We start from the raw sequence: 14,065 nt of genomic DNA on the forward strand, positions 1-14,065 counted from the left end.
AGGAGAATTTTCATGAAACAAACCGAGGTAGCTGTTTATTATTTTCCCAATTATCACCCCGATCCACTAAACGAGCAATGGCATGGTCAAGGATGGACGGAGTGGGAATTGGTTAAAGCTGCAAGACCCCGATTCCAAGGGCATGATCAACCGAAGATCCCAATGTGGGGGTATGAGGACGAGTCAGATCCGGCGATTATGGCTAAAAAAATCCAAGCAGCTGCCGATCATGGCATCTCTTCGTTTATATTTGACTGGTATTGGTATGAGAATGGACCATTTCTACACGGTGCCTTGGAGCGAGGGTTCCTGAATGCGGTGAATAGCCAGGAGCTGAAATTCTCGCTCATGTGGGCCAACCATGACTGGTATGATATTCAGCCTGCACCGCGCAATTTCCGCAATAATTTGGCGGCGAGCGGGAAAGTAACGGAAGAGCAGTTCATAGCAGCAACAGATTACATGATTGCGCATTATTTTCATCAACCGAATTATTGGCGGGTGGAAGGCGGGTTGTACTTTTCCATCTATGAATTAATGAACTTAATAGAAGGATTAGGCGGTAGTTACGAGGAGACGAAGCGTATTTTAATGGATTTTCGTGATCGCGTACGTAAGGCCGGGCTTGGTGAATTGCATTTGAATGCTATCGTCTGGGGGGTACAGAATCTGCCTGGTGAGAAAGCCATTGAAGATGTGAACCAAGCTCTTGAGGATCTTGGCTTTGATAGCATTACCTCTTATGTATGGATTCATCACAACCCCATTCCACACTTTCCGATGTCAGACTACGCGTTGTATCGGGAATTATCCGTAAAGGATTTCGAACGGTTTACGAATGAATATGATCTTCCCTATTTTCCAAACGTATCGATGGGGTGGGATTCCAGCCCGCGTACAGTTCAGACAGATGTGTTTGATTGTGTCGGATATCCTTATACGCCTATCTTGGTGGGTAATACACCGGAACAATTCGAAAAGGCGCTTTGGGAAGCGAAAACCTTCCTTGATAAAGGCGTTACCAAGCCTAGCATTCTAACGATTAACTCATGGAACGAATGGACAGAAGGAAGCTATTTAGAGCCCGACACCCGTTACGGCATGAAATATTTAGAAGCGATTCGCGATGTGTTTGGTGTTAAACGCAAGCAGGAAACGCAAGCGGAGGTTGGGTAAGTTTATCTTATTCCTCGCTAGGAGGGAGAACCTATGAGTAACATACGGCAAGTTGATTTCCTGAATTTGGCGCCTTATGTCAGGTATGTGCATGAATTTGAGCATAAGGAGCTTTATGCCGCTAAGGTGCCTCCACGCATTATTTATGATTACGAAATGATTTTCATGATTGGAGGCTCGGGGAACTACCGCATTAACGACCGCTCCTTTGTGCTGAATGCGGGGGATCTATGCATCATCCCCCCTTTCGTGCAAAATTCCTTCTTTGTACCGCAAGGACAATACTGCAATTACATCGCTGTGCACTTTGATCTCGTCTATATGGGGCACAATTATGACTTCTCGCCAGAGGATGTCTATGTGAATTTAGACTACCAGAATATGGATAGTATTCCATGGGAAGAAGAACTTACCCATCGGCCGCATGTTGTGCTCAATGAAATTTCCTTTCCTGATCACATGCAGCCCAGCGACCCCATTTTCATAGCAAATACGTTAAAAGATCTGCATGCCGCCTTCGTATCTAAGGAGTATGGTTATCATTTAAGGCTGCGCATCCTGCTGCTGCAATTGCTGGAGGCTGTCGTGAAGGATATTGCGACCAATGATGGGGTCGGTAAACGGCATAAATATCGCGAGACAATAGCAGGGGCTATTCAGATTATGAAAAATCAATACAAGGATCAGCCGGATTATCGGCAAATGGCCAGTGATTTCGGTTTATCGCTGAATTATTTCCGAACACTTTTCAAGGAGGCGACGGGGAAAGCCCCGTTGGAATATTTGATTCAAATCCGCATGGATAAAGCGAAAGAACTGTTAACAACGACCAACTATTCGGTAGGAGAAATCAGTGTCATGGTGGGGTATGACAATATCCATCATTTTAGCAAGTTATTTAAAAAGATCGAGGGCATTTCACCAAAGCATTATTTGGAGTCCTTGACGGGACGAAAAGGTGTGTCAACTACGCGGAATTTAACGAATACGACGTGGAGGTGATAGCAAACATCCCTATTCGGCACAGCAATTTGCCGATTAGGGATGTTTGTCTTTTGGAGCCCGATGCAGCCAAATCTCATACCCGCTCTTGCCGATACTGCTTAGGTGTCATGCCGGTATGTTTACGGAAAATCTTATTAAAAAAGCTGATATCGTTAAAGCCTGTCTCGTGCGCGATATCCAGCACTTTGCGGCCGGTGCCTGCCAAGAGTGCGCAAGCATGGCGGATCATGACGCCTTGCTTGTAATCCAGGGGGCTATGGCCGGTTGCTTCGCGAAATTTAGCTGTAAAAGACGAGACGCTCATACCGCTGCTCCGGCTGAGCTGCTCCAACGTCAGCGGCTGGTTATAGTGCGATTCGATGACATGGAGGATCGAGTCGATCCATTTGCGCTCGCCAATCGGCAGCTTCTCCATCTGCGGCGGATCTTTCAGATAACGGCTAAGCCAAATCAGTGTTTCGATCCAGCGCGTACGGATGAGCAGTTGAAAGCCATCGCGCATAGCTTTGTACTCGTCATGCATGACATGAAGATGCGATTCGATGGTTTGTTTTTCTTCGGTTTTAAGCGATTGATAAGGAACAAACGAGGCATTTCGGCGCAGAAACGGCCTTAGATAAAAAAACTGGACAAAAGCAGGCAACTGCAACAGTGATTCCAACTCGACACGCAACAAACGTGGATCGAACAGAACGTTGTAGACAATTGTATCCTCTTCGGCGGAGCCGGTGTAACTATGGTAAATATCGGGTTCGATGACAAAGACGTCTCCCAGCTTCAATGTATAGTGGTGCCCAGACATCTCATGATCCGCACAGCCGCTGACAACGAAGACAAACTCGACGAAATCATGGGTATGCGAGGGAATATGTTGATTGCGACCAATCACATAACGGTCGATATGAAATGGAAACGTTGGATCGCGGAAAAAATGTTCGCCTGCATAGACAGTCATCATGCCCTCACCTTTCGGCGGATCACCCGTATTTCTTCGTTGATCCTCCAAGAATCTCTCTTTCAAATATCTTACAGTGTAGTTAGGAAACACACAATATGCGAAAGTGAGTGGTTACCATGGTCATTACGGAAGAGAAAATTCGCTATTATCGGGAGAACGGTTTTGTACAAATGGATAACATGTTAAATGAATCAGAGCTGCAGGAACTGCGTGGCTATTTGGCAGAGGCGATGGACACGGAAGGCGGACGCTCGGTGCAAACTGCGCATGAAGGAAATGCCTACTTCAAGGTGCTCAATCAGCGCGTCAACACATGGCGCGACCACGGCGGCATGGCTAGATACGTCATGTCCCACAAGTTCGCGGATGCCGCTCGTCAACTCGCAGGTTTTGACGGTATCCGTCTGTTCCATGACCACGCCTTGTTCAAGATGCCCCAGGATTCGAAACCGACGCCTTGGCATCAGGACTGGCCGTATTGGCCAATGAACGAAACCGGCGCGCTATCCATCTGGATTGCTCTAGATGATGTGGATGAAAATAATGGCTGTATGATGTTCGTACCACAATCGCAAAAGGTCAAAAATCTCAAACATGTCGATCTTGTCGAGCCGGAAGATATTTTTGAACAGGAAGGTGCTAGTGAGTTGGACCGCAATACCGCAGCGATCGTGCGCATGAAGGCGGGCAGCTGCACCTTCCATAACGGCCTTACCTTCCACTACGCGCATGCGAATCAGACCGATCAACCACGCCGAGCACTAGCGATCATATATATGGCGGACGGAACGACATTCAGCGGCGAGCCGCATCTATGTACGAATGGTTTGGGGTTTCAAAAAGGCGATGTGCTTCGTGGCGGAACGTTTCCGAAGTTAGCCTAATTGGAACATATCGGATATCTACGGTGTAAACTCATTAGTACCACATAACATGCAGATCTGTCGGGCACTTAGACAGAGTTGCATGTTTTTGCTGTTATTTTTGATTAAAAAAGTACCTAGAAAAGTTAATCTGTGTACATTCTCAGTTTCTCCGTGCACATCTTAGGAAAATAGGCATGTTACAATGAAAGCGTAAACAAAGAGAGATGAAATCACAATCAAGGAAGGAACTAGAAGATAATGGATGTAAAACAAGCGAAGGAAGCGCACTTGATGCCATCGATTATTCGCGATAAGCCCAAGCAGAAGCCCTATTCCTTATGGAAGGCGATCGTGAAGCATCGCAACTTATATTTACTCTTTATACCCGTATTCATTTACTTTGTCATTTTTAAGTATTGGCCTATGCTATTGGCTGTCGTGGTTGCTTTTAAGGATTTCCAGATAGGATCGGGCGTCTTCCAAAGCGAGTGGGTTGGCTGGAAAAACTTTCATGAGATAGCTAATTCTCCTGATATCCCGATGGTCATTAAAAACACGATTCAAATCAGTTCCATGCGAATTGTCATTGGTTTCTTTCCGCCAATCATACTAGCCATTCTCTTTCATGATTTATCTTCAATTAGGTTGAAAAAGTGGCTTCAAACCCTTGTGTATATTCCGCATTTTTTCTCATGGGTTATCGTTTTTGGTGTCGTATTCGGATTTTTCTCCGTTGGAGCTGGATTTGTTAATAATGTATTAGATATGTTCGGCTTTGCACGTCATGAATTTCTATTAGACAGCAGCTGGTTTCGCCCCATACTTATTGGCTCTGCCTTATGGAAAGAAGTCGGATGGAGCATGATTATTTATTTGGCTGCTCTAGCTACCGTCGATATGCAGTTGTATGAAGCCGCTGTCATCGATGGTGCAGGTCCGATCAAACGGATGCTTCATATCACGATTCCCGCTATTTTACCTGTCGTTACCTTTGTGCTCTGTATTAATCTTGGATTTTTATTAAATGCAGGTGGGGAGCAGATCTTGTTGTTCTACAACGATGCGGTTATGAACACAGCAGATGTGATCGATACCTGGGTGTATCGCCAAGGACTTGCAAGACTACAGTTCAGCTTAGCGGCTGCGATTGGTTTGATTCAATCCGTCATTGGTATGGTTCTTATATTAGGCAGTAATTATCTGGCGAAAAAAATATCCGGCAGAGGAATCTTTTAGAGGGAAGTGAACGAACACATGTATACAACCAAAGCGGATAAATTTTATCAATTTGTGATTCATCTCATTCTCATCGCGATTGTGATTACAGCTGTTTTTCCACTTGTCTATGTCATCGGAATGTCATTAACGGGGAAAATAGAAATGATGCAGCGACATTATTTCGTGATTATTCCGCATAAACCAACGATTGTATCCTACCAGCATATTCTGGTTTCGCCATTAATCTGGTATTCCTTCATCGTTTCGGTATTTCGGAGTATAGTAGGGACACTGCTCATGCTGTTGTTTACCGTCGTGGGTGCTTATGTGCTTTCCTACAGAAGTCTGCCTGGCAGAAATATATTGCTGTTTATGGTTCTCTCGACGATTTTATTTAATGCGGGACTTGTCCCTACCTACTTAGTCGTGAAACAAATGGGTTTGGTTGATTCTCTCGGCGCGCTTATTCTTCTTTATTTGGTCGATAGTTTTGGTCTATTAGTGATCAAAATTTTCATAGAAAACTTGCCTGATGGGTTGATCGAAGCTGCCAAAATCGATGGCGCAGGCGACATTAGCATGCTAGTTCGCGTTGTTATTCCCCTAGCTGCTCCAGCACTGGCGGCAATTGGACTGTTTAATCTGGTTTTTCATTGGAACAGTTGGTTTGATGCGATGATTTATTTGAATAATGCGAAGCTGTTTCCACTTCAACTGGTGTTAAAGAATATGCTAGCTTCCGGTTCAGGCGATATCATGTTGAACATATTCCAAAACGGGAATGGTTCGACACCTGAATCCATGAAAATGGCCACAGTAATTATCGGTATACTGCCGGTGCTTTGTATCTTTCCATTTTTACAAAAGCATTTTGTGAAAGGTGTTTATGTGGGTGCTGTAAAAGGCTAGCCATCAGAAGTTTCAACAGTGTTGTCAGGAAGCACCGCGGGCTTCTTCACATATTAAATCTCAAATATCGAGAGGGGTTCATCCATGGCTAACAAAAAAATGTTTACGGCGTTGACAGTTATTCTAACGACTAGCGTTTTTTTAAGCGCTTGCACTAGCAGTGACAAGGCAACTACGAGTCCGAGTGCTTCAACAGATAGCAAGGCTACCAGCAAAGCAAGTGAGACAGCGAAGGCGAATGTAAAGGAAGTTTCGAAAGAATTAAATTATCCGGATGCATTTCCAAAAGTGCCTAAAGCCGTAGACTACGATGCAAGCTACGCCTATGATGATATGAGCAAACACTACACCATTAGTATTATGAACCAAGGATTTATTAATCAGCCTGCAACACAAGATTTAATTAAAGACTATTTCGAGAAAACCTTTAATGTTACGCTGAACTTCACGCATTTATCTCACGATGATTTGATTAATAAAGTGAATGTACAGTTCGCTTCCGGGGCTGCCCCAGATGTCGTCGCATTCCTTGATCCGAAAGATCGTACCGTTGCACAAGCGTTATTTAAGCAAGGGCTGCTTACTGATGCAACGAAAGTATTGCCTTACATGCCTCAAATGATGACGTATGTGACCAAAGAATATAAGAACTGGGCAACGGATAATGGCAACATGGTCGGCATCCCAAGGCTCCCGCTATTCCCAGATGTATGGTCGCCATTTATTCGTCAGGACTGGCTTAAGAAGCTTGGATTGTCGATGCCAAAAACGGATGAGGACTTGTTCAATTATGCGAAAGCTGTAACGGAGAAAGATCCGGACGGAAACGGAAAAGCAGATACATGGTTTGCTGGCGCAGCGAATGGCGGTCAGGACTTCGGTATGTTGGAATCGCTTCGCTCCATGTTCGGTCACACGACTTGGAACGTACAAGATGGTAAAATTAATAACCCGATGCTAGACGGCACATCCAAAAACTTCCTGATGTTTCTGAAAAAGCTGAATGACAACAAGCTCCTAGCACCAGATTGGTATACCATCCAATGGGAACAATTTAAAGCGTTCTCCTTGCAAAATAAGGTCGGCTTCGTTAATTATCCAGGAGCCAATTTAGTGACAGAGCAATATCTAGCTGCGAATAACGATATTAAATCTTTGGATAGTTGGGCTCCGATTACACCAATGAATTCCGCTAGTGGCAAAGGCGGTAAGTTGGATCCAGGTGGCAATCCAGGCGGCATATATATGATTTCGAAGAAAGCCGGCGAGGACGAAGGTAAATTAAAGCGGATCGCTCACTTTCTAGATGCTGTTCAATATCCAAACAAGTATTACTGGGTTGCCAATCAAGGCGGCGGACCTGAAATATTCCCGGATTACACGAAGGTTGTCAAGAATGCGGATGGCACTTATTATTATGATTCCGTCATGTCGAAGCTGCAGGCAGATATGAAGCCTGAGTTGAAAGGTATGATGGATTGGCAGATGGTCGCGTATACTTTGATTTGGGAAGTACACAAACATACTGCTGAAGAGCCTTACAATGAAGTGGGCGATAAATATACACAAGTGGTTAAAAATTTCCCTCGTCATCAAAACTTTGAGATGCTGCTTAATTTAGATGGACCTACTTCGAAGATTCTGACGGATTTCGTCCGTAAGAATGAAATTGCCTTCGTGCTAGGTAAACGCAGCTTTGATGAGTGGGACAAATATGTGGATGAATGGAAAAAAGCAGGCGGACAAAAACTCATGGAGCAAGGTGCAGACCAATTGAAGGTTTCTGTCAAATAGGCTCGTAGGATTCAAAAGATCGCATGCTTGATGTATACTTAATCAGAGGGGCCTCCACGAAAATGGAGGTCCTATGAGTTTAACTTCATAGTCGAATGGAAGAGGAAAGTAGGATTGCGATGAAGAAAGGGCGAATCAGTTCTCGCAGCAAGCTAATTGTATGGCTAATTATTCCAAGTATTGCCCTGGTCATCGCGATCATAGCCATCGCCTATGATCAAACGACGCTATTTATTCGCCAGACACAGAATACCGTCTTGAATGGAACAGTCCAGCAAGTCGTTCGGTTGATTGAAACCCAAATGAACGATGTCGTCTTGAATATGATTGGCATGGAGGAAGAAATTAAGAGTGGCACTAGGAGCGAGCTTCAGTTGCAGCAATCCATGGACACAGCCGTTCATATCCGCTCCGAGCAGATTCGAGGAATCGTATTTAAAAGCGCGAAAGGCGATTTAATCGGTTACCCGGAATATTTCTGGGGAAGCTTTTCATCTAATGAGGTATCCATCATTAATAAACAGGAACATAACTCATCTACCAATGTCGTCTGGTCAGAGCCCTTTGGTTCGTATTTAAGCAGAAGCGGGGGCATTGTCAATCAAGTGAGTATCGTCACCAAAGGAATTTTGGACGCAGACGGCACTTATTTGGGGGCGCTTTCATTTGTGATTGATGTGAATAATTTCTTACAGCGAAGTGCTGCGTTTGCCGGAGCCACAGACACGCAGAGCTTGCTCTACGATGCGCAGAATAAGCTGATTTATTCGATTACGATCACGACTCAGAACCCATTAGCGCCAATTAATTATACGGATAAGAATACAGAAACCTTGGAGCGAGCTGAGAGTTACTTCAAAAATATTGGAAAGTATATGGTCGTTTCTTCTATGGATCAAGCGCCCTATTGGAAAGTAGCCGTTGCGGGTGATGTGAAAACCTTGGAGAAGAAGTATCGCCCTTTTCTACGAATGGTTTGGACGGTATTTTTAATCGGGATTGCTGGCCTTATTTTTATTTATATTGTGGTTTCATGGTGGTTTACAGGCCCTATTACGGCACTAACCAAAGGGGTAAGGCAAGTGTCCAAAGGCAATTTGGATTATCATTTCAACATAAAACGGCAGGATGAATTTGGCGAGCTTTCCACTGAATTCAATCGGATGATGAATCGAATTAAACAGCTAATCGAATCCTTGAAAATTACGGAGGAGCATAAGCGGCAGGCTGATTTTCAAGTGCTGCTATCGCAGATTAATCCCCACTTTTTATATAACACCTTGAACACGATTGATATTATGGTTGATTTTAGTGATAAAGAGCAGCTGCATCAAGTGATCCAAGTGCTGTCTCGCTTACTGCAATATGGACTTGATAGCTCGACAGACGTTAAACCGCTGCGAGATGAACTTGTGAATTGTAGAGATTACTTATATATTCAATCCGTTCGCTATGCCGATCGATTTAACTTTGCGATTGCTGATGCACCTGAAGTTTTGTCAGAAGTACCGGTGCTCAAGCTCATCCTGCAACCGATTGTCGAGAATGCCGTATTTCATGGACTACATCCGCTGAACGGCCGTAAAGGCACATTGACGGTATCTATTCGTGTAGATGATCAGGATTTGTGCTTGGAAGTCGCTGATAATGGTGTGGGGATGAGTGAAGAGCGATTAGAGCAAATACGTGCCTCATTTTCATCGAACCATGATCTGACGGGCAACCATATTGGCATTCGAAATGTACATAAACGTATCCAGCTTTATTATGGAAATTCCTATGGTTTATCCATTGAAAGTAAATTGAATTCGGGAACCATCGTAATGATAAGATTAAAAATAAATCATGAGTAAAGGGGACTGTATAGCATGAAAGTGCTTATTGTGGATGATGAACCTCTTGCTCTTATGAAAATTCGCAGCTTTCAGCTAGCCGAATATGGATTTGACATTATTGGCGAAGTGGAAAATGGTCAGCAGGCGCTTGATTTCGTGAAGCGTGAGAAACCCGATATTGTCGTGACGGACATTGGTATGCCGGTGATGGATGGCTTACAGCTGGCCAATGAATTGGTTCAACTGCCGGATAGTCCTAAGATTATTATGCTGACGTGTTATGAAGATTTTGCAAAGGTGCAAACAGCGCTTCGATACGGTGTGCAAGATTACGTGACGAAGCTGTTACTCAAAAAAGATGACCTTATTCGTATCCTTGAGAAAGCAGCGAGCAGTTTAAGTAAAGAACGGATCGAAGAAGAACGGAATCTTCGTCTGTACTGGCAAGAGCAGCTTCTGCACCAGTCGGAGAACAACAACCCTGCAAGTGAGCTGAGAGAACTCCGTGTTAAGCATAGTCATTACCGTTTAGCTGTGATAAAGGTAGGCGATGTTGCACAGGAAAAGTTGGTAGCCTTGCAACGTTCCTTGGAATGCACGAATGGGGTGTATCGCTCCCTGATTTGCAGGATGTCGCCACAAGTATGGTGTTGGGTAGGCATGTCATATGACAATCAGGGGATGAATGCTTTTGAACGTTGGTCCTCGGAGCAATCTTGTCATCTACTAAATCAATTACAAGGTGATCAAGAGACGCGCCATTTTGTAGCAGTCTTGGGAAATGTTCGTTCGTATGAGAATGAGATTTCACACGCTTATCGATCTGTTATGGAACAGAGTGAAATGTGTTTCTATGCCAAGAAGGGAGAAATGCTGAAGACGAAGGAGAATAAACTAGATTTTGAAGTCTTTTCACCAGTAAAATTACATGACTTCATGGATCGGATTGTGAAAGCCTTGCAGGGGGCTGATCTTAGAGAAGCCTCTAAGGTAATCAGCGAGTGGATGGAAGCGGTCAGCTTAAGCCCTAGGATGCACCCGAATCAGCTCAAGCAAATGACCAAAACCATTACGGCGCTTTGCACGAATTCCTCGCATGCTGCGATGAATGAATATATAGCTGAGATGTTGCCCAATTTGTCCACAACCATTGATCATGTGCTTCATTTTACGGATATCGTCGATATTATCGCTAAGCTGAAAGAAGCGTTGCAAAAAGCACAAAGTCTATACTCCAGCAGCAGGCGCAAAGAGATTACCGATGCTATCACGTATATTCACGCGCATTATCAAGAGGTTCGACTGGCGGATGCAGCAGACTTTGTAAAATTAAGTCCAAGTTGGTTTACTTCCTTATTTCGCAGTGAGGTAGGTCAAAGCTTTCAGGACTATCTTCAATTATATCGCCTTGAGATGTCCAAGCGATATTTGCTTACAACCGACCTTAAGGTATATGAAATTGCCTTAGAAATTGGCATACCTAATGCACGATACTATTCGCGCTTATTTACGGAGCATTTCGGGATATCGCCGCTCGAATTCCGCAAAAATGGCGGGATGTCGACAACAATATAATCACTTTAACGCGTCCTCCTAGGAGGGCGTTTTTCTTTTTAATTAGAAAAGTTAGTCTGTGTACATTCTCAGTTTCTCCGTGCACATCGGAGGGAAAGTAGCATGATAAAATGAAGACACACAGAATGAGAGGGCTATCATTTTGTGGAGCAATTCCCTATTATGAGGAGGCTGAATGATGTTGAGAGTAACACAAAAAATGGTAGCGATTGTGTGTATGCTATTTGCTCTATTTCTACCTAGTTCAGGTGTATTTGCGTATACGAATCATATGACGCTGCCCAATGAAACGACAACGGAAGGGATAGGAGACCCTTTTGTACTGAAACACAATGGCATGTACTATTTGTACAGCAGCACGGGTCAACCAGGCTTCAAATGCTGGAGTTCAACCGATGCCGTTAATTGGAGCTATGCGGGGTTATGTTCCACGGAATCTATCACTGCGGACGGTTATGCGCCTGAAGTGGTGTATTGGAATGGTACCTTCTACATGTATACGTCTCCGGGCGGTGGCGGTCATTATGTGTTGACGAGCACCAGCCCAACGGGACCATTTACCCTAGCGACTGGTAATTTGGGGCACAGCATTGACGGGCATGTCTTTATTGACGATAGCGGCAGCTGGACCTTTTACAGCGCAGGCGGCGACGGTATTCATGCAGCTCCTATGAGCAGTCCTACTTCGATCGGAAGCGATGTGGTGCTTGGCGGCACCCAAATGAGCGGACAATGGACGGAAGGGCCGACGGTTCTCAAAAGAAATGGCGTATATCATCTAACGGCTACTGGAAATCACGTCGTTAGCAACGGATATAGGGTAAATGCTTACTCGAATACGACAGGCCCTCGACAACCGTTTACCTCGAACAATATGAATCCAATACTATTGAACACGGAAGGTTCCCATGTAGGACTTGGACACAACGGTATCTTTATTGGACCGGATTTGGATACCTATTACACGGTTTATCACAATTTAACAGACTTTACGGGAAGCTCCTTTAAACGTCATCTCAATCTGGATGCAATCGGATGGAATGGCGATAAGATGGCGATGTACGGACCAACCAATTGGTCGATGCCTAATCCAGCTTTACCGAACTTTGAGGACAGATTTCAAAGAGCAAGTGTAGGGGGTGGCTATGGCAATCTGAACGGAGGCACTTGGGGAATTTCGAATAATTTTATGACCCAGAGTGCGAAGGGAAGCACAGCATTTTATATCAATTATGAAAATACCTTCACAACTGCAAGTGACTATACGGCTGAATATAACGTTCAGGAAGTTTCCAAGGGAACCATAGAACCGAAACTTGGAGCCGTGTATGGCTATGTGGATGCCAGCAACTATGGGGTTGCCATTTTAAATGGGAATGCCAATCGACTGGAGACAACTCTGCTAGTCAATGGTTCCTGGGATACGCAAGTCAACACGCCTTTACCTGCTGGCTTTGATATTTCGAAACTGCATACGATTCGTGTTGAGAAGTATGGCACTACGTATAAATATTTTGTGGATAATATGTTATTGGAAACGAAGATCAGCAATAGATTGGGCGCTGGCAAGGTTGGCTATTTGACCTGTGATGACGAAGGTAGATTCGGCTATATAGCAGCGAGCAACAAAGTAAACGGAAGCGGTATTTTTGATGTATACAAACCAATTCCAGGGACGATACAAGCCGTACATTATAATTCCGGTGGTGAAGGTGTAGGTTATCACGATACGACAAGCGGGAACGCAGGCGGCAAATATATTCGAAATGACAATGTCGATATCCGAGATAATCCGGAGGGTGGCGTAAATATTGGCTGGAACGGCACAGGAGATTGGTATAAGTACAATGTTAGCGTAAAGGCTAATGGTTCGTATAATTTGGGTTTACGCTATGCAACGACCTATACCGGCACACAGGTAAGGGTATGGTTAGATGCAACGGATGTGACAGGTGTGGTTACACTCCCGAGTACGGGAGGCTGGGATAATTGGCAGACATATACCATAAAAGGCTTAAACCTAACAGCAGGCAACCATACGATCAAAGTTGAAACTGTCACAGGTGAATTTGATTTCTATACGTTACAGTTTGAAGAAGCGGATAATTCCTCTTTTACGAAAACAGACAACTTCGCTACTTCCTTTAACGGTGATTGGAACTGGAGCGGTGGCAACTGGGCGATAGAAAGCGGTGAAGCAAGCATTGATAATATTGGCAAAAGAACACTGGGAAGCACGGGGTGGTCTGATTACACGGTTGAGACCGATATCAAAGGGATTAGCGGGCTCAACAGCGGGATTATGGTGCGGGTGCAAAATCCTGCGCAAGGTGGCGCCGGTAATGATCCCGGTCTTGGCACCGACTTCTATCAGGGCTATTTTGCTTTTATTTCAACGGGTGGCGTTGCACTGGGCAAACAGAATTACAACTGGACCACATTGGCTTCCGCATCCGTAACGTATAATACCAACACTTGGTATCATATGAAAGTGGTTGTCAGTGGAAGCAACATCAAAGTGTATGTGGGGGATATGACCAATCCGAAAATTAACTATACGGACAACAATAATCCGTTTATCAGTGGAAAGGTTGGACTCAGGGCGCATTATGCGCATACTCACTTTGATAACTTTAGTGTGACTCATTAATTTATTAAGAGTTGTCCCTAATCGGCCGCTTGTGTACTGATTAGGGACATTTTCTGATTGTCACATTTGCCCTATGTAA

Annotated in this window: 10 protein-coding genes; 9 read left to right on the plus strand and 1 reads right to left on the minus strand. The window is 44.4% G+C overall.

What is annotated here, in order from left to right:
- Nucleotides 1–12 precede the first annotated feature (12 nt).
- Both AC58UX_RS26905 and AC58UX_RS26910 read left to right on the plus strand, forming a co-directional pair.
- A complete protein-coding gene (locus AC58UX_RS26905) occupies nucleotides 13–1,176 on the plus strand; it encodes a glycosyltransferase WbsX family protein (RefSeq protein ID WP_497258468.1) in 1,164 nt (387 codons plus the stop codon).
- A 33-nt stretch (nucleotides 1,177–1,209) separates the two neighbouring features.
- A complete protein-coding gene (locus tag AC58UX_RS26910; protein ID WP_497258470.1) occupies nucleotides 1,210–2,178 on the plus strand; it encodes an AraC family transcriptional regulator in 969 nt (322 codons plus the stop codon).
- A 76-nt stretch (nucleotides 2,179–2,254) separates the two neighbouring features.
- Here the strand turns inward: AC58UX_RS26910 and AC58UX_RS26915 are convergent, their stop codons facing one another.
- On the minus strand, nucleotides 2,255–3,229 hold the full coding sequence (locus AC58UX_RS26915; RefSeq protein WP_497258472.1) for a helix-turn-helix domain-containing protein: 975 nt from the start codon (nucleotides 3,227–3,229) through the stop codon (nucleotides 2,255–2,257).
- Between the two features lie 26 nt (nucleotides 3,230–3,255).
- Here AC58UX_RS26915 and AC58UX_RS26920 point away from each other — a divergent pair, with 26 nt between their 5' ends.
- The 7 genes from AC58UX_RS26920 to AC58UX_RS26950 all read left to right on the plus strand — a co-directional run bounded on the left by AC58UX_RS26920 (nucleotide 3,256) and on the right by AC58UX_RS26950 (nucleotide 13,986).
- The gene (locus AC58UX_RS26920) at nucleotides 3,256–4,023 is read left to right on the plus strand and encodes a phytanoyl-CoA dioxygenase family protein (protein WP_497258474.1); all 768 of its coding nucleotides are present in this window, start codon (nucleotides 3,256–3,258) and stop codon (nucleotides 4,021–4,023) included.
- A gap of 240 nt (nucleotides 4,024–4,263) precedes the next feature.
- Nucleotides 4,264–5,241: an ABC transporter permease gene (locus tag AC58UX_RS26925; protein WP_497258476.1), complete on the plus strand. Its 978-nt coding sequence runs from the start codon at nucleotides 4,264–4,266 to the stop codon at nucleotides 5,239–5,241.
- 18 nt (nucleotides 5,242–5,259) lie between these two features.
- Nucleotides 5,260–6,132: a carbohydrate ABC transporter permease gene (locus AC58UX_RS26930; RefSeq protein ID WP_497258478.1), complete on the plus strand. Its 873-nt coding sequence runs from the start codon at nucleotides 5,260–5,262 to the stop codon at nucleotides 6,130–6,132.
- Between the two features lie 84 nt (nucleotides 6,133–6,216).
- Nucleotides 6,217–7,926, plus strand: coding sequence for an extracellular solute-binding protein (locus tag AC58UX_RS26935; RefSeq protein WP_497258480.1), 1,710 nt, complete (start codon nucleotides 6,217–6,219; stop codon nucleotides 7,924–7,926).
- A gap of 119 nt (nucleotides 7,927–8,045) precedes the next feature.
- Nucleotides 8,046–9,779 (plus strand): sensor histidine kinase, encoded by a 1,734-nt coding sequence (locus AC58UX_RS26940; RefSeq protein ID WP_497258482.1) that lies wholly within the window; start codon nucleotides 8,046–8,048, stop codon nucleotides 9,777–9,779.
- A 15-nt stretch (nucleotides 9,780–9,794) separates the two neighbouring features.
- Nucleotides 9,795–11,336 (plus strand): response regulator transcription factor, encoded by a 1,542-nt coding sequence (locus AC58UX_RS26945; RefSeq protein WP_497258484.1) that lies wholly within the window; start codon nucleotides 9,795–9,797, stop codon nucleotides 11,334–11,336.
- Nucleotides 11,337–11,514: 178 nt separating this feature from the next.
- Nucleotides 11,515–13,986, plus strand: coding sequence for a family 43 glycosylhydrolase (locus AC58UX_RS26950; RefSeq protein ID WP_497258486.1), 2,472 nt, complete (start codon nucleotides 11,515–11,517; stop codon nucleotides 13,984–13,986).
- Nucleotides 13,987–14,065 lie beyond the last annotated feature (79 nt).

The sequence above is a fragment of the Paenibacillus sp. J22P90 genome (genome assembly GCF_059692195.1).

Excerpts from the sequence above, each read along its gene's own strand:
- AC58UX_RS26935 (WP_497258480.1), top strand. The coding sequence starts at position 6,217 with ATGGCTAACAAAAAAATGTTTACGGCGTTGACAGTTATTCTAACGACT.
- AC58UX_RS26905 (WP_497258468.1), top strand. The coding sequence starts at position 13 with ATGAAACAAACCGAGGTAGCTGTTTATTATTTTCCCAATTATCACCCC.
- AC58UX_RS26930 (WP_497258478.1), top strand. The coding sequence starts at position 5,260 with ATGTATACAACCAAAGCGGATAAATTTTATCAATTTGTGATTCATCTC.
- AC58UX_RS26940 (WP_497258482.1), top strand. The coding sequence starts at position 8,046 with ATGAAGAAAGGGCGAATCAGTTCTCGCAGCAAGCTAATTGTATGGCTA.
- AC58UX_RS26910 (WP_497258470.1), top strand. The coding sequence starts at position 1,210 with ATGAGTAACATACGGCAAGTTGATTTCCTGAATTTGGCGCCTTATGTC.
- AC58UX_RS26945 (WP_497258484.1), top strand. The coding sequence starts at position 9,795 with ATGAAAGTGCTTATTGTGGATGATGAACCTCTTGCTCTTATGAAAATT.
- AC58UX_RS26925 (WP_497258476.1), top strand. The coding sequence starts at position 4,264 with ATGGATGTAAAACAAGCGAAGGAAGCGCACTTGATGCCATCGATTATT.
- AC58UX_RS26950 (WP_497258486.1), top strand. The coding sequence starts at position 11,515 with ATGTTGAGAGTAACACAAAAAATGGTAGCGATTGTGTGTATGCTATTT.
- AC58UX_RS26920 (WP_497258474.1), top strand. The coding sequence starts at position 3,256 with ATGGTCATTACGGAAGAGAAAATTCGCTATTATCGGGAGAACGGTTTT.